This window comes from Planktomarina temperata RCA23 (assembly GCF_000738435.1).
Lineage (GTDB): Bacteria > Pseudomonadota > Alphaproteobacteria > Rhodobacterales > Rhodobacteraceae > Planktomarina > Planktomarina temperata.
On sequence record NZ_CP003984.1, the window covers coordinates 2394687 to 2414631 of the forward strand.

General features: G+C 47.9%; 22 protein-coding genes and 4 pseudogenes. 13 read left to right on the top strand and 13 right to left on the bottom strand.

All coding sequences use genetic code 11. The features are described from left to right. Positions 1–24: 24 nt before the first annotated feature. The 7 genes and pseudogenes from RCA23_RS11455 to RCA23_RS11480 all read right to left on the bottom strand — a co-directional run bounded on the left by RCA23_RS11455 (position 25) and on the right by RCA23_RS11480 (position 3167). Positions 25–267, bottom strand: coding sequence for a hypothetical protein (locus tag RCA23_RS11455; protein ID WP_044050435.1), 243 nt, complete (start codon positions 265–267; stop codon positions 25–27). A 118-nt stretch (positions 268–385) separates the two neighbouring features. Further along, positions 386–538, bottom strand: a pseudogene (locus RCA23_RS17015) (IS6 family transposase); the annotation flags it as partial. Positions 539–542: 4 nt separating this feature from the next. After that, positions 543–994 (bottom strand): annotated as a pseudogene (locus RCA23_RS16275) (IS3 family transposase); the annotation flags it as partial. Positions 995–1196: 202 nt separating this feature from the next. Continuing rightward, entirely contained in the window at positions 1197–1778 is a 582-nt protein-coding gene (locus RCA23_RS11465; protein WP_044050437.1) for a PepSY-associated TM helix domain-containing protein, read from the bottom strand. 2 nt (positions 1779–1780) lie between these two features. After that, positions 1781–2515, bottom strand: a complete 735-nt coding sequence (locus tag RCA23_RS11470) for a hypothetical protein (RefSeq protein WP_044050438.1) — start codon at positions 2513–2515, stop codon at positions 1781–1783. A 3-nt stretch (positions 2516–2518) separates the two neighbouring features. Then, entirely contained in the window at positions 2519–2791 is a 273-nt protein-coding gene (locus RCA23_RS11475) for a hypothetical protein (RefSeq protein WP_044050439.1), read from the bottom strand. A 40-nt stretch (positions 2792–2831) separates the two neighbouring features. Beyond that, positions 2832–3167, bottom strand: a complete 336-nt coding sequence (locus RCA23_RS11480; RefSeq protein WP_169701399.1) for a hypothetical protein — start codon at positions 3165–3167, stop codon at positions 2832–2834. A 251-nt stretch (positions 3168–3418) separates the two neighbouring features. On the opposite strand from RCA23_RS11480, the gene RCA23_RS11485 reads away from it, so the two are divergent. Continuing rightward, positions 3419–3931: a helix-turn-helix transcriptional regulator gene (locus tag RCA23_RS11485; protein ID WP_169701400.1), complete on the top strand. Its 513-nt coding sequence runs from the start codon at positions 3419–3421 to the stop codon at positions 3929–3931. Positions 3932–4109: 178 nt separating this feature from the next. On the opposite strand, the gene RCA23_RS11490 is transcribed toward RCA23_RS11485, so the two are convergent. Together RCA23_RS11490 and RCA23_RS11495 are read right to left on the bottom strand one after the other, a co-directional pair. Then, positions 4110–4817, bottom strand: a complete 708-nt coding sequence (locus RCA23_RS11490; RefSeq protein WP_044050442.1) for an IS6 family transposase — start codon at positions 4815–4817, stop codon at positions 4110–4112. Between the two features lie 94 nt (positions 4818–4911). Beyond that, a complete protein-coding gene (locus RCA23_RS11495; protein WP_044050443.1) occupies positions 4912–6462 on the bottom strand; it encodes a winged helix-turn-helix domain-containing protein in 1551 nt (516 codons plus the stop codon). 160 nt (positions 6463–6622) lie between these two features. Between RCA23_RS11495 and RCA23_RS11500 the strand changes: the two genes are divergently transcribed. The 6 genes from RCA23_RS11500 (at position 6623) to RCA23_RS11520 (ending at position 9778) form a co-directional block, all read left to right on the top strand. Further along, complete coding sequence (locus RCA23_RS11500) at positions 6623–7702, top strand: PLP-dependent cysteine synthase family protein (protein WP_044050444.1); 1080 nt, start codon at positions 6623–6625, stop codon at positions 7700–7702. A 171-nt stretch (positions 7703–7873) separates the two neighbouring features. After that, a complete protein-coding gene (locus tag RCA23_RS11505; protein WP_044050445.1) occupies positions 7874–8161 on the top strand; it encodes a hypothetical protein in 288 nt (95 codons plus the stop codon). 56 nt (positions 8162–8217) lie between these two features. Further along, on the top strand, positions 8218–8472 hold the full coding sequence (locus RCA23_RS11510) for a DUF3303 domain-containing protein (protein ID WP_044050446.1): 255 nt from the start codon (positions 8218–8220) through the stop codon (positions 8470–8472). 107 nt (positions 8473–8579) lie between these two features. Next, a complete protein-coding gene (locus RCA23_RS16565; RefSeq protein WP_169701401.1) occupies positions 8580–8864 on the top strand; it encodes a hypothetical protein in 285 nt (94 codons plus the stop codon). Positions 8865–9044: 180 nt separating this feature from the next. Then, positions 9045–9353 (top strand): hypothetical protein, encoded by a 309-nt coding sequence (locus RCA23_RS11515; protein ID WP_044050447.1) that lies wholly within the window; start codon positions 9045–9047, stop codon positions 9351–9353. 47 nt (positions 9354–9400) lie between these two features. Next, entirely contained in the window at positions 9401–9778 is a 378-nt protein-coding gene (locus RCA23_RS11520) for a DUF1330 domain-containing protein (protein WP_236631355.1), read from the top strand. Positions 9779–9905: 127 nt separating this feature from the next. Here the strand turns inward: RCA23_RS11520 and RCA23_RS16670 are convergent. Further along, a pseudogene (locus tag RCA23_RS16670) lies at positions 9906–10052 on the bottom strand (IS3 family transposase); the annotation flags it as partial. A gap of 161 nt (positions 10053–10213) precedes the next feature. Between RCA23_RS16670 and RCA23_RS11525 the strand changes: the two are divergent. Further along, positions 10214–11626: a coniferyl aldehyde dehydrogenase gene (locus RCA23_RS11525; RefSeq protein WP_044050448.1), complete on the top strand. Its 1413-nt coding sequence runs from the start codon at positions 10214–10216 to the stop codon at positions 11624–11626. Positions 11627–11756: 130 nt separating this feature from the next. Here RCA23_RS11525 and RCA23_RS11530 read toward each other — a convergent pair whose 3' ends face one another. Continuing rightward, on the bottom strand, positions 11757–12653 hold the full coding sequence (locus RCA23_RS11530; protein WP_044050449.1) for a LysR substrate-binding domain-containing protein: 897 nt from the start codon (positions 12651–12653) through the stop codon (positions 11757–11759). A 138-nt stretch (positions 12654–12791) separates the two neighbouring features. Between RCA23_RS11530 and ugpB the strand changes: the two genes are divergently transcribed. From ugpB to RCA23_RS11555, 5 genes are all read left to right on the top strand, one after another. After that, positions 12792–14105: a sn-glycerol-3-phosphate ABC transporter substrate-binding protein UgpB gene (gene ugpB / locus RCA23_RS11535; RefSeq protein ID WP_044050450.1), complete on the top strand. Its 1314-nt coding sequence runs from the start codon at positions 12792–12794 to the stop codon at positions 14103–14105. Positions 14106–14180: 75 nt separating this feature from the next. Next, the gene (gene ugpA, locus RCA23_RS11540) at positions 14181–15062 is read left to right on the top strand and encodes a sn-glycerol-3-phosphate ABC transporter permease UgpA (RefSeq protein ID WP_044050451.1); all 882 of its coding nucleotides are present in this window, start codon (positions 14181–14183) and stop codon (positions 15060–15062) included. 41 nt (positions 15063–15103) lie between these two features. Then, positions 15104–15940, top strand: coding sequence for a sn-glycerol-3-phosphate ABC transporter permease UgpE (ugpE, locus tag RCA23_RS11545; protein ID WP_044050452.1), 837 nt, complete (start codon positions 15104–15106; stop codon positions 15938–15940). A gap of 7 nt (positions 15941–15947) precedes the next feature. Continuing rightward, entirely contained in the window at positions 15948–16994 is a 1047-nt protein-coding gene (locus RCA23_RS11550; RefSeq protein WP_044050453.1) for an ABC transporter ATP-binding protein, read from the top strand. Continuing rightward, positions 16994–17884, top strand: a complete 891-nt coding sequence (locus RCA23_RS11555) for a glycerophosphodiester phosphodiesterase family protein (protein WP_044050454.1) — start codon at positions 16994–16996, stop codon at positions 17882–17884. The genes RCA23_RS11550 and RCA23_RS11555 overlap by 1 nt, the downstream gene beginning before the upstream one ends. Positions 17885–18036: 152 nt before the next feature. Here RCA23_RS11555 and RCA23_RS16790 read toward each other — a convergent pair. Both RCA23_RS16790 and glpD read right to left on the bottom strand, forming a co-directional pair. Next, positions 18037–18138, bottom strand: a pseudogene (locus RCA23_RS16790) (IS6 family transposase); the annotation flags it as partial. A 176-nt stretch (positions 18139–18314) separates the two neighbouring features. Continuing rightward, on the bottom strand, positions 18315–19943 hold the full coding sequence (gene glpD / locus RCA23_RS11560) for a glycerol-3-phosphate dehydrogenase (RefSeq protein ID WP_044051518.1): 1629 nt from the start codon (positions 19941–19943) through the stop codon (positions 18315–18317). Positions 19944–19945 lie beyond the last annotated feature (2 nt).

The window sequence follows — 19945 nt, forward strand, 5'->3', positions numbered from 1 at the left end:
GCAGCAGAGTGTTAGAATGAAAGTTTAGACAAGTTCTTTCAAACTAATGTTTTGTGATGAAAGCGTTGCAAAAAGTGTCGGAACCACCATTCTATGTTTAACGGCGTTAGTTATTGCAGTGCTAATCACCTTCGTTTTTACGTTAGGTGTTTCAACATCATAAATTCGATGCATCTTACCTTCATAGTCATAGACAATTTGCATTTTCCCAACGGCGTTCGTGCGAAAGCCTAAAAAATGCTGTCCATCTTCGCTATAAGCAAACATAGTAGTTACTCCCCAGACTCTTGAGGTTCTACGAAGCTTCAGATTCGCACAAAGGTTTTACTTAAGTCTCTTTTGGATAGTCACTAGTTTGCAACACAGAATAGCTGAGGTGCCATTGCCAGTTCGAATACGATCGCATCCGACTGACCCGGTTTCGTCGTATCTCAGCAGCCAACATCGGACCAAATCTATTCCACCAAAACCGAACTGTTTCATGGCTGATCTCAATGCCTCGTTCGTGCAGAAGATCTTCCACGTTACGAAGTGAGAGCGGCAACGCATGATCCGTCATTCAGCCAAAGTCTTCCCTTCTTCGGTTGTTTCTGTGGAACCTTTAGCCCCTCTCGTCGCCAGAGCCGTTCAATACCGCCATCGCTGACGGACCAACCTGCTTCTCTGAGCAATGCTGCAATCCTGCGATAACCGTATCTGCCAAACTGTCTGGCCAGCTCGATCATATCCGCAACAAGTCTGTCTTCATCGGCATGCCCCTTAGGGACATGTCTCTGTGTAGAGCGATGTTGCCCCAGTACTCGACAAGCTCGCCGTTCCGAGACCTTGAATTGGCTGCTCACATGATTAATACATGCACGACGACGAGCGGGGCTTAGAAGTTTCCCCTTGCGGCTTCCTTCAAGATCAACTTATCGAGGGTCAAATCAGACACCGCCTTTCTCAGCCGGTCATTCTCCTTCTGAAGCCGCTTCAGTTCCTTCAATTGATCTACGCAAAGGGGGGACGAAAGGGGGGGCTAATTCTATCTATAATAATTAACATGTTGATATTTAATATTTATGTGATGAATTATGGTGCCCCCACACGGCAAAAAATTATGTAAAATAAAACATAAAATCAATTACTTAAGGTGCTAAAATTTTCAGAAAGCGGTCCCTAAAGCGGTCCTCGTCAAACTGGGGACGCATCGTTTTTCAGGGCAACATTCTTCCCAGTCTACGCTTAAAGCGCTTATGCTTTGGCAAGTACCACAAAACCAATCCACTAAAGCCAAATATAATAAGCGCTATTGCCGTAATGTCCGCCAAAACCGTGCCGATACTCCATCCCAGCCAACCCGTGCGGTGAAACACGCCGAACACATAGGCCCAGTATATCTTTCTATTTTCAAGCGAACCATCCGGGGCAAACATCTTATTCTGCAAACGTGATTTCACATAATAATGGCCGGTATCAGATACAACAATGATAGCACCGGCCTCACGTTCAAATTCGATCACATCGTAACCATGATAGGTCGCACGTGAAACCGATTTCATTTTACTATCGGACCAATATCGACGAGCTATTTCGGCGGCGTCCTCTGCCGACAATGGCTTGCTTAGCTTGACGTAATCAGAGGTGTTTTCTTGGTAACTCTGCAAGGGCAAAATTTTTTCAATCATTCCAGGATGATTTAGATAGAAACCAGTCAAGCCGAAAAGTATTACCCAAGGAAGAGCGATTACCCCAAACCACGAGTGCAGCGTCCTCGTATATTTTAAGAAATATGCCATGATCAATTCACCTTGTCTTTTCTTTTTTCTGAAAATTCTGGACCAATCAGAAAATTGTTTAACGTTTGTGCTGCTTTGTAAATTGGGATCTTGTCAGGCCTGTAATCACGCTTGATTTGCCAAATATGGTCTAGCAAAATTCTATGTCCGAATGGTGCGATCGAGAAAAGACCAGATTTTGAATACGCAATTCCATTGCCTGCGAAAAAACTTTCTGAATCAGAAGCCTGGCCGTCTAATCCCAAAACTGGTCTTCTCATTCTTAAGGGCAGCCCCAGACAAACAAACTCGGCAGTCTTGGGCAACCAAATCAGCAAATCGTCGGCTAGCACTTGATCGCCGCTACATGCCTTTTGATAAATTAAAGTGGATTTTCCCTGATTTTTCTGGGCAACGATAAGGTGCGCTTCGCCTTTGTTTTCGTATGCCGCACAATGAATCAGTCTAGCATTGCGATATTTCCTGAGCACAATGTAGGCCAAATTCACCAAGAATTCGTTCAATCCGTCTATGACTTCATCGTATTGTTCTGGTTGTGACAGCACGACAGAGTCAATTGAATAGCCTCCATTTGTGAAAGCAACAGCCAACTGGGCGTTAGAATTTGCGTCAGCTTTCGAAATTGACCATCCGTTCAAAACGACGTGCAAAATAGCTGCAAAATATTTGGGGCAACGGGCATAGATTGTATGCCCATCGCCACTTAGCGCCCATGTCTCTTGTGTGTGATCGACCATGACCTAGCGCCATTCACCGCCTTTAATTTTGCAATATTGGCGGGTGGAGTTACCCTCATTTGAAGCAACCTTTACACTACGACACAACAGGGTTGGGCTAGCTTTTGTTCCTGTAATCTCGAACAGTGCGTCAGTCCCAATTGATCCTTTATAACCGTTTGGTCTGGTATCAAGCGCTTCAAACAACATTGGAGCGTCATCTCTTGTATCGGTTTTCATATTGCAGGCAGATAACGAGGCCACAAACAAAATAAGAAGTAACAATTTTCTTTTCATTAGTTGAAGCTCCGCAAAACATCATCGAGGTCAGAATCGCTCACGCTCGATAGGCCATCTGAAGTTTCGTTCCGACAAGTTTTCTGTCCATTTGCATCTGTCGCGCAGTAAACACTTGCGCCAGATCCATTGCGGCTTGCCCCACTGGAATCGTTCCGGCTTGCACCGCTGGAGTCGTTCCGGCTTGCTCCGCTGGAGGCGTTCCGGCTTGCTCCGCTGGAGTCGTTCCGGCTTGCTCCGCTGGAGTCGTTCCGGCTTGCTCCGCTGGAGTCGTTCCGGCTTGCTCCGCTGGAGTCGTTCCGGCTTGCTCCGCTGGAGTCGTTCCGGCTTGCTCCGGAGTCATTGCGACTTGCACCAGAGTCGTTACGACTTGCACCGCCACTAGCACGAACAGCCGTACCCATTAATGCCAATGTACTTGTTGCTGCAGATGCTAGAACGAGCTGCAAAATTTTTCTTCTTAGCATTGTGATTCTCCAAATTTGGTTTTCCTGGCTATTCAATTTGCACACGGACTAGGCTTAGACTATTGAACTTTGATTATATACCGCCACAAATAACGTTTTTATAACCATGGTTATATAGATTAACTAACCGACTTTTAGTACTAACGGGAAAAATAAAGGTATGAATATGGTTAGCCAAACGCAAATTAATTTGGTCTTAGTAGTGAAAGCTGTTGCGTTTGTGTTCTTTCTTTTTGATATCATTTTTGATGTTAGAGACCACATGTTAGAAGCAGTGATGTACGAAACCTCTGAGCTCATACATCTGCTATTTGAAGGATTCGCTGTGGTAGCGATTGGTGCGGGTATTTGGCTAACTTTTCAGTATCAGACGGTTTTGAAAGAACAGGCTAACAGTGCAGAACAGAACCTTTACTATTTAAGAAATGATTTCGACAGTTTGTTGAAGAAAAAATTTGAATCTTGGGGCTTTACTGATGCTGAACGAGAAATCGCAATTCTCGTATTACGAGGGTTCACAAATGCACAGATAGCAGAACTGCGTGAAACGAAGGTAGGTACTGTGAAAGTACAAATTCACAAGCTGATCCAAAAGACAAATTCTGCTTCTCGTACTGATTTCATGGCTGTATTCATGGATGAGTTTTTGGACTTTGCAGCAGAGAGCCAATAAGGATGGACAGAAATGGTTGAGTGGTCATGGGCTGCATACCTTAAGCCCAGTCCCCTGAGGGGCTGAGCCTGTGTTTTGGGTGTAGAGCTCCTACCCCAACCTTTTCCGTTCCACATAGACCCTGAGGGTGCTGTCAGACTAATGAGAACTCACATCAGATTGCTGGCGCAGCTTTAATCTATGCGCTCAATAGTTGGCGCCACTCAGTGAGAGCTGCGGCACGGTTTAGCTTGAAATTATCTCGTGAGTAGAAGTGGCGCTCCTGATTGAAATGGTTGTGGACTGAAGAGTGGACGGCAGCGAACTTTTGCAGATATCGCATCTGTCGGAAGCGGAGCATAGCGCGTTCTCGTCGTCGAAACGGCAAGTGGGAATTCTCCGCCCTATTGTTTACCCAGCGACCCGTTTCCTGCCGATCCGCATTGCCAACAACTTTCATTGCAGCGCAGTAGGAACGTAGTTTATCCGTCACAACTACCTCTGGCCCGCCGTAGCGCTTCATTGCTTTTCTGAGAAATTTCAAAGCCGCTTTGCGGTCTCGGCGCTTGGTTACATAACTTTCCAGCACCTCACCTTCGTGATCAACGGCGCGCCAGAGATAATGTGTCTCTCCATTTATCTTTACGAAGACCTCGTCCAAGTGCCATTGCCAGTTCGAATAAGATCGCATCCGACTGACCCGGTTTCTTCGTATCTCAGCAGCAAACATCGGACCAAATCTATTCCACCAAAACCGAACTGTTTCGTGGCTGATCTCAATGCCTCGTTCGTGCAGAAGATCTTCCACGTTACGGAGTGAGAGCGGAAAACGAACGTAAAGCATCACAGCCAAGCGGATGATCTCAGGGCTCGTTTTAAAATACCTGAATGGGGAGTGTTTTGTCATACGGAGAGGCTACGAGACCACCCTGCCCGTCTCAAGCTCGTTTTGTCTGACAGTGCCATCCCACAGCATTCGACGATGGACACAATGCGTTGCATCAAAAGCCATGGCGGCGCAGCTCGTCTGCGATCAGCGTTTTGGATGCGATATCGCGGGTCGGAAAGGCGGCAAAGTAATGCCCAGCACTCGCATTTGGCTTTCTCTGGCGGACCTTCTGTCGCCAGCGTGCGGCTGTCTCGTGACGCTCTGCCAGCCCATTTGCAACCATTGCTACCATGGCGATCAGGTAGTGTGCACCAGGCGTGGCGGCCGCCCGATCGCCCCAGCGGGCGGCGGCGGCATAGTCGCCGGACTGGATGAACATTTGCGACCGGACCCCATGCATGCCGTATAGCAATGGGTCCAGCGGGCTAAGCTGCAATGCTGTATCCAGTCGGACCTCAGTCGCGGCCAAGTTTCCGATCAGCATCGACGTCATGGCTGAAGAATAAAATCCCTGCGCATAGTTAGGGTTCAGCGTGGTGGCCCGGTCAAGCCATTCCGCAGCTGCGTCAAGGTCATGGGTCAACCATTGCGAACGGCCCATGGTAAAATTGGCAAAAGGATCCAGCGAGTCCAATTCCAACCCTCTTTCGGCATGATGGCGCGCTGCGCGCGCTGCTTCTTTCACATCGGGCCCAAGATGAAGAAACGCCTCAAGAAAACTTGTGAAGGAAAGACCCGCATGCGCGCGCGCAAAATGCGGGTCCAGCATGACTGCCCGTTCGAAGAGGCCCTTTGCCCGTTGATTGTCGGTGGTGGTAAAGCGATAAAGGTGTTGCAGCCCCAGATGATAAATGGTCCAGGCATCTAGCGTCTCGATCGCGGCCATTTGTGCGCTGCGGGCCTCGTTCAGAGGAATGTAAACATCCAGCGCCGTGACAAGACGTGCGACGATGCGGTTGCGAAGATCGTCGATTGCATCAAGCGGAGCCCCAAGCCGATCACCCCAGATCACCTCGTTGGTGCTGGCGTCGGAAAGTTCGAGCGTGACGGCCAGCCCACTTACATTGGCTTCGATGATCCCGGAAAGGACATAGCGGGCACCAAGTGCGGTTGCGACAAGGTCGAGGTCCGGGTCGGGTTTGCGGAACCGGAATGACGACCCACGCGCGATCACCGCCAGCCAGCGAAGACGCGACAACGCCTGAATGATCTCATACGGGATTGCATTCGCAAGGATGGCAAGCTCCGGCGTCATCGCCAATGGTCGAAACGGCAAAATGGCAATCGAGGGCCTTCCTGTTAACCGACTGTTTGGTTCCGGGGTGGCCGTTGCTGCGGCGGCTTGTGCAGGAGCGGTTTCTACAACCTCCGCCACGAAACGAAAGCCTCTTCCATGCACTGTCCGGATTGTCGTCTGATGATGGCCATCGTCGCCCACCGCCAGGCGCGCCGACCTGATGCGGCTCGAAATGCTGGCGTCCGACACACTCTGCCCGTGCCAGACCTTTTCGACGATCTCGTCCTTAGTCACCATTCTGTCGTGATGACGTACAAGGAGACAAATAAGCGCAAGAACCTGCGGCTCCAGCCGCACCAACTCGCTGCCGCAGGATAACTCAAATCGTTCGGGGTCAAGTCGGAAGTCACCAAAAATCCACGCCATAGGAAGTTGTACCGCAAAATTTAAATGTTATGGTACCCTATAAATGCAGCCTTCTAGATGAAATCTTCAGAACTCCTTCAAGCATACCCCGGCGAAAAGCGCGAAATTGGGAAAGTTCAGGGCATTGGGCCTTGCTAATCCGATACTGGGGAGCCGACACATGAACGCCAAGACCATACGCGCAACCAAGGGACGCGGGATGCTGTACAACAGCATTCTGGATACAGTTGGTGATACGCCAGTCGTACGGATCAACAATCTCGCACCGAATGGGGTACGGGTTTACGTAAAAGTAGAATCGTTTAATCCGGCTGCGTCAATCAAGGATCGGCTGGCGTTGAACATCATTGAAGCGGCAGAGCGCGACGGCACCCTGAAGCCTGGGCAAACTGTGGTGGAGGCGACCAGCGGCAACACTGGCATCGGGCTCGCGATGGTTTGCGCGCAAAAAGGCTATCCATTGGTTGTGACAATGGCCGACAGCTTTTCGGTCGAGCGGCGCCGACTGATGCGGATGCTGGGCGCAAAGGTGGTGCTAACCCCGCGCGCGCAGAAAGGTACGGGCATGTACATGAAGGCCGTCGAACTGGCCGAAAAGCATGGCTGGTTTCTGGCCCGCCAGTTTGAAACCTCGGCGAATGCGGACATCCATGAATCCACCACGGCGCGTGAGATCATCGGCGACTTTGCCGGAGACCGGCTCGACTATGTGGTGTCTGGCTATGGCACCGGCGGAACGGTTACCGGGCTTGCGCGTGTCCTACGCAAAGAGCGGCCAGAGACGCGGATCGTCCTGACTGAACCTGCAAACGCTCAACTGGTCGGCAGCGGCATTGCGCAACCGCGCAGCGCGGATGGTGGGCCTGCTGCGGGTCACCCAAGCTTTGAGCCGCATCCGATTCAGGGATGGACACCTGATTTCATTCCGAACGTTTTGCAAGAGTGTCTAGACAGTGGCGGCTATGATGAGTTGATTCCGGTTCCGGGTGCCGACGGCATCGCTTGGGCCAAAAAGTTGGCGCAACGCGAGGGGATTTTGACCGGCATTTCAGGCGGTGCAACTGTCGCTGTGGCGATGGGGATTGCCGAACGTGCAAAGCCCGGGTCGGTGATCCTCGCAATGTTAGCTGATACTGGCGAAAGATACCTGACAACCCCACTTTTTGCCGACATTCCCGAAGACATGGATGCGGATGAGGCTGCGCTGTCGCAATCGACCCCCGGATATCAGATGGGCTGACCCCAGAAAACAAACAGCAATAGGGAGAACAAGATGAGCAAGCAGGGTATCGCTGGCGCAGAAAAAAGCTCGACTCGGGCGATTGGGGCGAGACCCGCGTTCTGGCGCATCGGATGGTCGATGACGCGTTCGATCACAACAAAACCTAAATCAACTTGAATTGGAGAAATAATGCAAAAACTATCTATTATTAGGTTCAAACCTAAGCCTGAATGTTTTGATGAATTTGTCGCTAGTATCACCGCATTTAATGGAAGTAAGCACCGCATTTTCCATCTTATGCAATCAGGAGATGAGCTTCATGCAATTGTGATAAGAAATTCGGAAATACTTACTCAAGATGCGGCTGACGGTGTAAGTTGGCTGGATGGTCAACGGCATCTTCTGCAAGAGTTTGATGCGATCAACCAACACACCATAGCTTTAAGCGGTGACCTAATTCATAGCACCATCGAATAACAGTCTTTGCAGCCTTCCGCTGACTTAATTTTGGTGCCACGAAATGGAGAACTATAATGATCTTTATGATTACAATGACACACGACTATTCAACTTGCCAAACCCATGATCCTGAAAGAGGGCCGCTGTGGAAAAATACGCTCAGAAGTTTACCAGACCACGGGCTTAAGATTCACGCAAATTACGTAAACAGACTTGAGCATAAGGGTTATATGGTTGTTGAAGCAGATAGTTTTGAACAAATTGATGCTGCTTTTGATCCAGTTTTAGAGATGGGTCACTTTGAAGTAACGCCAGTTATGCAGCGTTAACTACGTTGAGCCAACCGAAATGCTCTACTGCTTAAAGCGATACGCCAGCTTATCTTTTTGTTTGCTTATCGTGCTGAGACACAAAATAATTAAGGGATATTAAAATAATGACCTATGCTCGGATAAACACAATCACGTTTGCTTCAGAAGCGGCCGCAGACGAACTTCAAGCTAATTACGCATCGACAGCGCCTGCAGGGTTTCCTGAAGCTCTATTATTAGTTTCAGTAAGAACTGGCCCACTAACTGCTTCGTTAACATCAATTTATGAAGACAAAGCTGCATTTGATCGATCAGCTGAAGAACGCACGAAGCGCATGGCAGCCAATGGACATTTGATGGATGGCGTTATTGTTGAAGAAGGTGAAGTAACATTATTTCACGTAAAATAAGTCTCCAGAATATACTGTTTGCTCTTTTGGCGGATCATGGGTGTCAAAAGAAAATATTGTGAGAGGGGCGTGCTTCTCCGCCGGATAATGCGGTCTAAATTGGACCGACTGAAGAGAAGCAGTGATATTAATATCGAAACAGCCAGTGCCTACTAGTTTAACCCATATTGGAGAAATCGAATGTCAGTAATAAAGCGATTAAACGTCAATAAGTTTACGTCAGAAGAAGATAATGATGCTTTTATTGAAGAATTAAAGAAAATGTGGCTTGCATGGAAAAATCCGTCAATTTCAAATAAGATTTCAGTCGATATAAACAAAGACCGTAATGATCCTACAAGAATGACTGCATTTGTTTCAGCCACAGGTTATGACACAATCGATGCAATGAATGAATGGAGCAAAAATGTGGTCATGCCAGTACGAAATAAATATCAGCATGAAAATATCTTGATTGACGCTGATTTGGTCGCAAATATTTCCAAATAATATTCTGATATATATACAATAAAAATGTTGAGCGACGCGAGAAAGTGGTGAAACTACTCATTGCAAAGATCAAAGTGAGGTTGGCAGCCTATACCAATCCGCTCAATAACAAAAAAGGATTCCCAATGCCCAAAGGATACATACTAAGCGCTCACAGGAGTGAAGCAAACGCAGCCAAAAAAGCTGCATATAATCTTTTGGCAAGAGATGCTCTAAAACTGGCTGGCGGACAGGTAATCGTCATGGCCAAGCCAGGCTCAAATCTATCAGTTCGTGAGAATGGTATCGAGCAAAGCACTGTTATAATTAAGTTCCAGTCATATGAACTAGCGTTAGCGGCCTACGAAAGCCCACAGTACCAGGAAGCACTGGCTGCTTTGGATGGAGGCGCAGACAGGGACGTAAGAATATTCGAGGGTTTATAGTGCTGATAGATATGCCCAGCCAGTTTACGCCTTTAAGTGATCAGTGCTTACACTGTCCGTCGTCAGAGTTTTTGGAACCAATGGCTGCCTAAACTAAGAGAGGGTTTGGCTCATCTGGTTGGTTTCATTATGCGGCGTGCTGTCTGTGATGCAAGCGTCGCGCTTCGAGTGTCTTTCGTTTGATCCTTTCTCGTTGTTTTAGAATGGTCTTATCGCGTCTGAAGTAGACGTCAGACGGTGTGACGTTGTTCAGGCTCTCGTGATAGCGCTGGTGGGGTGCTGTAAGACGAATGAGAACTCGCATCAGATTGTTTGGCTGTCATCAGAGCACGCCTGCTCTTGTATGAGAGTGATCTAATTCGGATTGAGAGGCAGCCTAGTGGATGATAGACTGTTTTTTTGTAGTTTCTTCGCAGTAAAATTTAAGGGTTCAATATGAAACAAAAGAAACTCGAGCAGGTTTTGCAAATCCAGCGTGAGGCCTATTTTTCAGACCCAATTGAGACATATGAAACTCGTATCCAGGCCCTTATCCAATTGAAAAGGATGATTTTGGATAATCAAGACGCTATTTGCAATGCCATTGAACTTGATTTTGGATGTCGACCTAAGGAAGAGACGCAAGTGGCTGAGATATTGATGGTCCTTGCGGAGATCAAAGCGACACTTAAAGAGCTTAAATATTGGATGAAGCCGCAAAGGCGTACTAATAACTGGTTGCTGTTTCCTGGACTTAAGAACAGGGTTATTCCACAGCCATTAGGCGTTGTGGGCATCATCGTGCCTTGGAATTTCCCACTTAATCTGAGTTTGCTTCCCTTAGTATCGGTGTTTGCTGCGGGAAATCGGGCAATGATAAAAATGTCTGAAAACTCGATGCATCTTGCTCAACTTCTTTCGAAAATAACACCGCTTTATTTTCCAAACGATAAGTTGTCTATGATTATTGAAACAGGGGATGTCGGCCCCAGGTTTTCCGCACTTCCTTTTGATCATTTAATTTTTACTGGCTCGACTGATACTGGGCGGAAGGTCATGGAAAACGCTGCTAAAAACCTCACACCAGTTACTCTAGAGTTGGGTGGTAAGTGTCCAGCTATTATTACTGAGAATTTTCCTCTCAAAAAAGCTGTTGAGCGCATTTTATATGTGAAACAGTTCAATGCTGGGCAGATTTGTACCTCGGTAGATTATGTCTTTGTTCCGCAATCTCACTTAGAGCGGTTTGTTGATATGGCAAAGACTATAGCTCCACATTTGGTGCCCGATATTACGTCTGTAGGTTATACATCAATAATTAATGATCAGGCTTATTCGCGAATTGTAGATACTGTTGCAGAAGCTGAGGCTGCTGGCTGTCGGATTGTGGCTTTGAGTGATCAGTTTCCAGACGCAGCAATACGCAAATATCCCCTTACATTAATTATTGACCCTCCGGTGCGAGGCTTGGCAATTGAAGAACGTGAAATATTTGGCCCGCTTTTGTTGGTAAGAACTTATTCAGATAAACAGCAGGTTATTAAATATATTCAGCCAAAACCATGGCCCCTGGCGATCTACCCTTTTACTAAAGACATATCGCTGGCTGACTTCTATATTGATCAATTAATGTCTGGCGGTGTGACCGTGAATGATGCTTTGATACATGTTGCTCAGCATGACTTACCATTTGGTGGTGTAGGTGCAAGCGGCATGGGGCACTATCATGGCCATGAAGGGTTTTTGACGTTTTCAAAACTACGCCCAGTTTCTTATCAAAGTCGATTTTCTCTAGTTCGTCTATTTTATCCACCATACTCTTCAAGTTTTAGACGATTATTTCGACTGCTCATGCGGTTTTTTAACTAGGTAAAATGGTCCTCTCATACGAATGAGAACTCGCATCAGATTGCTGGCGCCGCCTGAACCTATGCGCTCATTAATTGGCGCTACTCAGCGAGAGAAGTAGCTTGGTTGATTTTATATCAACCGTTTCAACTCAAACTAAAAGATCCTCCAAACTTGCCTTGAATTGCTCCATAAAATCCAATGTTATCATCGAAGCAGTTTGATGCGTTGGACGCACCAGAGATAATTGGTGAGGAATATTGGGGGTAAATGGCCGAAAATTCAGTTGACCATGATATGTTCTCGCATCAAGCTCACTGACAATTGAAACGCCCACGTTACGGGCGACTAACTCACAAGCTCCTGTGAACTGACGGGTCTCAACGGTATGCTTGGGTCTAACTGAATAGTTACGAAAAACTTCATTTAGCGCTTGGAAGAAGTAACTATCACGGCGCGCGTGTATCAGACGCTCATTATCAAGTTCTTTGGGTGTTATTGTGGAGAGCTCAGAGAACCTATGGGATAGCGGAAAAATGCAGACAGTACGAATGTCCATAGTGATGCTTTCAATGGCCGGGTGGCCGGTAAATGCATCGGTAATCCCACAATCGTATTGCTCGCCGATTATCCATTCCAAGATCCTCTCAGGGCGATCAGGTTCAATTGTTATTGTCACGTCAGGCCGTTTTTCTAAAAAGCTAGCTACAACATTCGGCAAATGGCTTGTCGCAAATCCTGGAAGGCAAGCAACCCTTAGGTGACCAGCCCGCCGCGCGGTGAGATCTCTCGAGGTGTGTTGAATTTGATCCATTAACTCGATCACCCGGCTAATATCAGGTAGGATGTAACGCGTTTCTTTCGAAGGTATAAGCAAGCCATCCTTTCGATCAAATAGAGAAAATCCAAATAATTCAGTTAGATCTGAAATTACTCTGCTGACCGCAGGCTGTGAAATCCCAAGGCTTTGCGCAGCAAGTGTCATGCTGCCATAATCTGCGACACTTTTTAATACCTTGAGCTGTCTAAATTTAGCTGCCGATGCCATAAAAAAATCCTCCGATGTAACGAAAGCATTATAACCATAGGTTATGAATTTCCAGTTTAATTTCTGTTGATTTATAAGAAAGTCTTGCTAGCCTAAATTAACCGATGTCGAGTCGGGAGCACTTCTTGGGAGGAAACAATGAAAAAAATATCGATCGGCGCACTCGCCTTCAGCTCAACGCTTTTGTCGCCAATTGCTGCCTATGCAGAGACTGAAGTACATTTTTGGCATGCCTTCACTGGTCGCCTGGGTGAACTGGTTGCAGCACAAGTTGAAGACTTCAATGCAAGCCAAGACAATTACACTGTGGTTCAATCCCACAAAGGCAATTATTCAGAAACTTTAAACGCAGGCATCGCCGCATTCCGCGCCGGTGAGCAACCGCAGATCTTGATGGTGTTTGAAGTTGGAACGGCCACAATGATGGCTGCAAAAGGCGCAACACGCCCTGTTTACGAAGTCATGGCCGCGAGTGGTGCAGAATTTGATCAAGATGCCTACATTGGCGCGGTGAAGGGCTACTACACCTCAACTGACGGTGATATGTTGTCATTGCCGTTCAACGCATCTACGCCAGTTCTTTGGGTCAACCGTGACGCATTTAAAGCCGCCGGTGTGGACCCCGACACAGACCTCTCTACTTGGCAAAACGTAGATAAAACACTGACCGCTCTTCAAGCTGGCGGCTCAGACTGTCCTTTGGTCACTGCATGGCAGAGCTGGATCCATCTTGAAAATTTCTCAGCATATCACGATGTTCCATTTGCATCTAAAGACAACGGCTTCTCTGGACTGGATACTGAACTGCAAGTCAACGGAGACGCACAAATTGCCCATCTCACTGCAATGGGCCAATGGGCCAAAGATGGCAAATTTATTTATACGGGCCGTCGTAACGAAGGGGGCGCAAATTTCCGCGCCGGTGAATGTGCTCTGTTTACAGAAAGCTCCGCTGGCTACGCCGGGATAAAATCAGAAGCTAAATTTGCATTTGACGTCCGTCCACTTCCATATTGGGAAGGTGTTGGCAACGCTCCTCAAAACACCATTATCGGTGGTGCATCTTTGTGGGTCATGGAGGGTCATGAAGAGGAAGAATACAAAGGCGCAGGTGAATTCCTGAGCTACTTATCATCGTCAGATGTACAAGCCAAATGGCATCAAGACACCGGCTATTTACCGATCACTGCTGAAGCGAGCGCTGCAACCAAAGCGTCTGGTTTCTATGAAGAGAACGTCGGAACTGAAGTTGCAGTTATCCAAATGACCGCTAAAGCACCTACAGCAAATTCAAATGGTTTGCGGCTGGGATCATTTGACCAAATTCGCGGCATCATTGACGAAGAGCTCGAAGCGATCTGGGCTGGTGACAAATCAGCAAAAGACGCAATGGATAGCGTTGTTAAACGTGGCAACCCTCTTCTGCGCCGTTTTGAACAGGCAAACCGCTAAAACATACGGTTAAAACTACGCTCACCGGGCGAGCAACTCTGCTCGTTCGGTGAACAGCCAAACAAGCAGGAAATTATGGAAAAACGCGTGTTTTTTAAGGGGTGGCTATTGCCGTTGCTACTTATTGCGCCCCAAATTCTTGTATCAGCAGTCTTCTTCTTCTACCCGGCTGGACAAGCTGTTTGGCAATCACTATTCATCCCAGATCCATTTGGATTATCTATGCAATATGTGGGATTAGGGAATTTTAAATACCTCCTGTCTGACCCGTATTACCGGGCCTCTTTCTTTACCACAGGATTATTCTCTATCTTAGTCACTTTGGTTTCGATGATCCCGGCCCTGTTTCTGGCAATTGTCGCTGATCGTTTAATCAAAGGCGCTGGGACCTATCGGACGATGCTTATTTGGCCCTACGCCGTCGCTCCGGCCATCGCGGGCGTTCTTTGGTTGTTCATGTTTAATACTCGCGTTGGCGTTGTATCTTGGTACCTCGGGAACTTGGGGTATGATTGGAACCATGTTTTAAATGGGAGCGAAGCGATGGGTTTGGTGGTTGTTAGTTCCGCCTGGGGACGAATTAGTTATAATTTTCTGTTCTTCTTTGCAGCTCTGCAATCTGTTCCAAAATCCATTATCGAGGCGGCTGCGATCGACGGAGCACGGTTTTGGAGACGTTTCTGGACCATCGTCTTACCTTTACTGTCACCAACGACCTTTTTCTTATTGGTCGTAAATGTGGTTTATGCATTCTTTGAAACTTTTGGGGTGATCCACACCATCACGTCCGGTGGGCCACAGCAATCTACAACAATCCTCGTTTACAAAGTTTTTGCAGATGGTTTTGTCGGGCAAGATTTGGGTTCATCTGCCGCACAATCTGTCATCCTATTAGTCGTCGTCGGCGCACTAACTGTTTTCCAATTTAAATACATAGAACGGAGGGTACACTATTGACCCTGCCAACATCTAAACCTCAAAAAAACCCTGTCGCAGGGATGGTCGAAAAGCGTGGACTTGGAATTTGGCTCAGCCATGCAATCATGATACTGGGCGTTTTAATAGTTTTTTTTCCCATCTGGCTCGCCTTTGTTGCCTCCACGGTCACACAGCCAGAAATTGTTAGCCCTCCAATGCCACTATTGCCAGGCGATCAATTTTTTATAAATTATAAGAAAGCTTTATTGGCTGGCGTAAATGTACCTGTAGGCACAATGCTGACCAACAGCCTCGTTATGGCAATTGGCATAGCCGTCGGCAAAATTATCATTTCTTTGTTGTCCGCCTTTGCCATTGTCTACTTTCGGTTCCCCGGAAAAAAAATCTTCTTTTGGTTGATCTTCATTACGCTGATGTTGCCGGTAGAAGTACGCATTGTCCCAACCTATGAAATAATTGCTGGTTTTGGTATGCTGAACAGCTATGGCGGCCTAATCTTTCCACTGATCGCATCTGCAACTGCTACCTTCTTATTCCGGCAATTTTTCATGACAGTCCCAGATGAGTTGGCAGAGGCAGCACGTGTAGATGGTGCGAAACCGTTACGTTTTTTCTGGGACATCTTGATGCCAATGAGCCGCACGAACATCGCAGCCCTTTTTGTAATCCTCTTTATCTACGGCTGGAACCAATATCTCTGGCCATTACTCATCACGACAGACCCTGAAATGAACACCATAGTGATGGGTATAAAGCAGATGTTCCCTTCCGGAGATGACGTTGCAGACTGGCCTGTCATTATGGCCACCTCAATTCTAGCAATGATCCCACCAGTTATCGTAGTCATTTCAATGCAAAAACTCTTTATCCGCGGGCTCGTGGACAGCGAAAAGTAGGACCGACATGGCAAATGTAGACTTGAAAAACGTAAAAAAGCACTTTGGTACGGTAGAGGTAATCCATGGCGTCAGTACAAAAATCAAAGATGGTGAGTTCATTGTAATCGTCGGGCCGTCTGGTTGTGGAAAATCAACGCTGCTTCGTATGGTGGCTGGGTTAGAGAATGTGTCTGAAGGCGAAATCAGTATTGGTGGAAAAGTCGTAAACGATGTTGAGCCAATGGACCGCGATATAGCAATGGTGTTCCAAAACTACGCGCTGTATCCACATATGAGTGTGCGCCAAAATATGGGCTATGGCTTAAAAATTGCCAAAGTACCAAAAGCAATAATTGACGAAAAAGTGAAGACCGCCGCTCAACTTCTGCAGCTTGACAGTTACCTCGATCGTCGGCCACGTGATTTATCTGGAGGTCAACGCCAACGTGTCGCCATGGGCCGTGCCATTGTGCGTGAACCTGCAGTGTTTCTCTTTGATGAGCCCTTATCAAATCTTGATGCAAAACTGCGCGTACAAATGCGCCTTGAAATCCGTGAATTACAGAATCGGCTCGGAATAACGGCACTCTATGTGACCCATGATCAAGTTGAGGCCATGACGATGGCCGATCGCATGATTGTTATGAACAGTGGGAAAGTTGAGCAAATCGGGACACCACTTGAGGTCTATGAAACTCCTCAAACTCTTTTTGCCGCACAGTTTATTGGCAGCCCGTCGATGAACACATTTACAACAATTGTTGAAAATAGCGTCATCTCAGTGGCTGGAAAATCCATCCCAGTGGAAACATCCGCAAAAGGAGAGGTTACTATAGGAATAAGACCTGAACATGTAATTGCCGATGAAACTGGGCCAATGTCTATTACTGTACGCATGGGCGAACCATTGGGTGCAAACACCCTGCTCCATGGGCAACTTACTGGCACCGAAACCGCTTTCACGGCCAGTCTGCCCGGTGTGCACCACGCGACGCCGGGCCAGGTGGTTCGATTTTTTGCTCATCCAAAAAATATGCATTTCTTCAACATCGTATCTGGGAAGCGTATTTGATGAGAGATCACCAAATTCGAAAGGACATTACGATTTTCGGGCATCGAGGTGCACGTGGTATCTACACCGAGAACACAATGGCCGGGTTTCGATACCTAAACGAAATTGGTATCAATGCCGTGGAGTTAGATGTTCAGAATGCTGCAAACCGCGTTACTGTAATTGCGCACGACCCTTACGTTCTTATGCCAAATACGGTGAACGAAAAATCATGTAAAAAGTTAATAAGAATAACCGAGGCTAAGGAACTCACAAAAGTTACCGCGGGCGCGCCATGTACCGGCACCGAGTACACAAAACAGTTTCCTGACCAAGCACGCCCTTCTAATCGGCATATTCCTACGTTCGCGACTTTTTGCAAATGGGCCGCTAAACATCCGCTACTCACACTCAATGTCGAGATAAAATCTCACGCAGAGCGAACAGATCTATATGACCCACCAGATATAATAGTTGCAGATGTTGTGGATTTGTTGGAAAGGCATGATCTGCATCATCGCTGCATTATATCTAGTTTTGATTGGCGTGTGCTAGAGGCGTGTGCTGAACGCGCACCAACGGTCACACGCGGTCATCTAACTTTGGAACAAAACCATGGTACAGCTATGGTGCCAAATATAGTCGATGGCTCACCGTGGATGAGCGGCGTCACGCGCAAAGATCATAAAGACAGTTTAGCTCAGACTATTTCTGCGCTTGGCGGAAAAGTTTGGTGCCCATACTTCAAGGATCTAACAGAAAGTGAGTTAGCCAAAGCGAAAGAATTGGGACTGGTAGTGAATGTATGGACCGTTAACTCAGTGAGCGATATCATACGCATGGCAGAAATGGGCGTCGACGGGATCATCTCCGATTACCCAGCTCGCGTACAAAATATTCTTTCGCTATGAGCCATAAACAGGGCAACTTGGTTTGGTTCAGCCATAATCTTTGCGACCGGAGTTTATGTAGTATTGCGTGAATGGAGTAAAAAAATCAAAGCTGACAGCCATCCATCGCGTTTCTGGCTATGTCGCATTTGACTAAACAAAACTCTAAATAAGAGGCTAGCAAGTGAGAGCGGAAACCGAACATAAAGCATCACAGCCAAGCAGATGATCTCAGGGCTCGTTTCATAGTACCTGAATGGGGAGCGTTTTGTCATTTGCGGGTTCTACAAATTCACCCTGCCCGTCTCAAGCTCGTTTTATCTGACAGTGCCGTCCTGTCGGACTTTCGCTGACACCGATAGATGTGATAGACCCCTGTTGTGTCTCCCCAAATTCGTTCAGCACGTCCCGAGTAGTGTTCACTGTAGACATCTAGCCGTGTCCAACGTCATTACAGGGCCTCAATATGCGGGGCTTCATCCTTGGCCATTGGACCGGCGTCTTTGCCCGCGTTTGTCATCCAGGTATCAAGCTCGGCAATTTCGGCTTTGCTCATCCGTAGCCCTAATCGCGAGCGCCGCCAAACCACATCTTCAGCAGTGCGGGCATATTCCTTATCCATCAGCCAGATGATCTCGCGCTCAGTTAGCGTTACGGCAAAAGCTTTGCCCATATCCCCGATTGATTTGGCATCACCAAGGATCAGCCGGGCCTCTGTGCCATAGGCCCTGATCAGACGCCGCGCCCAAAAATCATCCAGAAACGGATAGGTTTCGCGCAATTCCTGGATCAGAGATGCCACACCATCCACTGGGAAATCTCCACCGGGAAGGCTTGCGCCCGCGGTCCAGTCCGGACCGGCCTTGGGGAAAAACGGTGTGATCTTCTCAAGCGCGGACTCTGCAAGTTTACGATAAGTGGTTATTTTTCCGCCAAATATGTTCAACAACGGCGCGGCTTCACCATCCTGATTTACTTTCAGAACATAATCCCGCGTCGCCGCGGTCGCGGAACTGGCACCATCATCATATAGCGGGCGCACACCGGAATAGCTCCAGACGATATCATCCTTGGGAATTGGCTTTTTGAAGTAATTTGACGCAAAGGCTCGCAGATAGTCGGCTTCGGCCTCAGTGCATTGTGGTTTTACGGATGCGTCTTCATGATCTGCATCCGTCGTACCGATCAAGGTGAAATCTGTCTCATAGGGAATCGCAAAAATGATCCGCCCGTCTTCACCCTGAAAGAAATAGCATTTGTCGTGATCAAACAGTTTGCGCGTCACGATATGGCTGCCACGCACCAGACGCACACCTTCAGACGAATTGATCCGAGCGGTGTTGCGAATGATCTCTTCGACCCAAGGCCCACCGGCGTTGACCAGCATTCTGGCGACGGTCAGCTGGGTTTCTTTCGTGCTCTGATCTTCGGTGGTGATATGCCAAACGCCATCAACCCGCTCTGCTGACACCACCTTGGTCCGGGTCATGATTTGCGCGCCGCGCGCCTGTGCATCGCGCGCGTTCAAAACCACCAAACGGGAATCCTCGATCCAGCAGTCAGAATACTCATAGGCCTTGGCAAAGCGATTTTGCAACGGCTTGCCGACAGGGTCGGCAGCCAGATCAACCGTTTTCGTGCCGGGTAAGATTTTCCGCCCCCCCAAATGATCGTAGAGAAACAGTCCAAAGCGGATCAGCCAGGCAGGCCTGCGCCCGCGCATCCAGGGCATGACAAGGCTCAGAATCTTCGATGTCGGCGTGTTAACCTCAAACCGCATATCCTTGTGGTACGGCAATACAAAGCGCATTGGCCAACTGATATGGGGCATCGCGCGCAGCAGTGTTTCGCGCTCTTTCAGAGCTTCGCGCACGAGGCGGACTTCGAAAAATTCGAGATAGCGCAGCCCGCCATGGAAAAGCTTGGTCGAGGCCGAAGATGTCGCAGATGCCAGGTCGTTCATTTCCGCCAGCGCCACAGACAGCCCACGGCCCGCGGCATCCCGAGCAATACCGCAGCCGTTGATGCCCCCACCGACGACGAAGAGATCAACTTCTGACTTTTGTTCTTTTGGCGACATAA

What these genes read in the sequence shown, in the direction of transcription:
- RCA23_RS11455 (WP_044050435.1), bottom strand. Translation starts at nt 267, where the DNA reads ATGTTTGCTTATAGCGAAGATGGACAGCATTTTTTAGGCTTTCGCACG.
- RCA23_RS11465 (WP_044050437.1), bottom strand. Translation starts at nt 1,778, where the DNA reads ATGGCATATTTCTTAAAATATACGAGGACGCTGCACTCGTGGTTTGGG.
- RCA23_RS11470 (WP_044050438.1), bottom strand. Translation starts at nt 2,515, where the DNA reads ATGGTCGATCACACACAAGAGACATGGGCGCTAAGTGGCGATGGGCAT.
- RCA23_RS11475 (WP_044050439.1), bottom strand. Translation starts at nt 2,791, where the DNA reads ATGAAAAGAAAATTGTTACTTCTTATTTTGTTTGTGGCCTCGTTATCT.
- RCA23_RS11485 (WP_169701400.1), top strand. Translation starts at nt 3,419, where the DNA reads ATGAATATGGTTAGCCAAACGCAAATTAATTTGGTCTTAGTAGTGAAA.
- RCA23_RS11490 (WP_044050442.1), bottom strand. Translation starts at nt 4,817, where the DNA reads ATGACAAAACACTCCCCATTCAGGTATTTTAAAACGAGCCCTGAGATC.
- RCA23_RS11495 (WP_044050443.1), bottom strand. Translation starts at nt 6,462, where the DNA reads ATGGCGTGGATTTTTGGTGACTTCCGACTTGACCCCGAACGATTTGAG.
- RCA23_RS11500 (WP_044050444.1), top strand. Translation starts at nt 6,623, where the DNA reads ATGAACGCCAAGACCATACGCGCAACCAAGGGACGCGGGATGCTGTAC.
- RCA23_RS11505 (WP_044050445.1), top strand. Translation starts at nt 7,874, where the DNA reads ATGCAAAAACTATCTATTATTAGGTTCAAACCTAAGCCTGAATGTTTT.
- RCA23_RS11510 (WP_044050446.1), top strand. Translation starts at nt 8,218, where the DNA reads ATGATCTTTATGATTACAATGACACACGACTATTCAACTTGCCAAACC.
- RCA23_RS16565 (WP_169701401.1), top strand. Translation starts at nt 8,580, where the DNA reads ATGACCTATGCTCGGATAAACACAATCACGTTTGCTTCAGAAGCGGCC.
- RCA23_RS11515 (WP_044050447.1), top strand. Translation starts at nt 9,045, where the DNA reads ATGTCAGTAATAAAGCGATTAAACGTCAATAAGTTTACGTCAGAAGAA.
- RCA23_RS11525 (WP_044050448.1), top strand. Translation starts at nt 10,214, where the DNA reads ATGAAACAAAAGAAACTCGAGCAGGTTTTGCAAATCCAGCGTGAGGCC.
- RCA23_RS11530 (WP_044050449.1), bottom strand. Translation starts at nt 12,653, where the DNA reads ATGGCATCGGCAGCTAAATTTAGACAGCTCAAGGTATTAAAAAGTGTC.
- ugpB (WP_044050450.1), top strand. Translation starts at nt 12,792, where the DNA reads ATGAAAAAAATATCGATCGGCGCACTCGCCTTCAGCTCAACGCTTTTG.
- ugpA (WP_044050451.1), top strand. Translation starts at nt 14,181, where the DNA reads ATGGAAAAACGCGTGTTTTTTAAGGGGTGGCTATTGCCGTTGCTACTT.
- ugpE (WP_044050452.1), top strand. Translation starts at nt 15,104, where the DNA reads ATGGTCGAAAAGCGTGGACTTGGAATTTGGCTCAGCCATGCAATCATG.
- RCA23_RS11550 (WP_044050453.1), top strand. Translation starts at nt 15,948, where the DNA reads ATGGCAAATGTAGACTTGAAAAACGTAAAAAAGCACTTTGGTACGGTA.
- RCA23_RS11555 (WP_044050454.1), top strand. Translation starts at nt 16,994, where the DNA reads ATGAGAGATCACCAAATTCGAAAGGACATTACGATTTTCGGGCATCGA.
- glpD (WP_044051518.1), bottom strand. Translation starts at nt 19,943, where the DNA reads ATGTCGCCAAAAGAACAAAAGTCAGAAGTTGATCTCTTCGTCGTCGGT.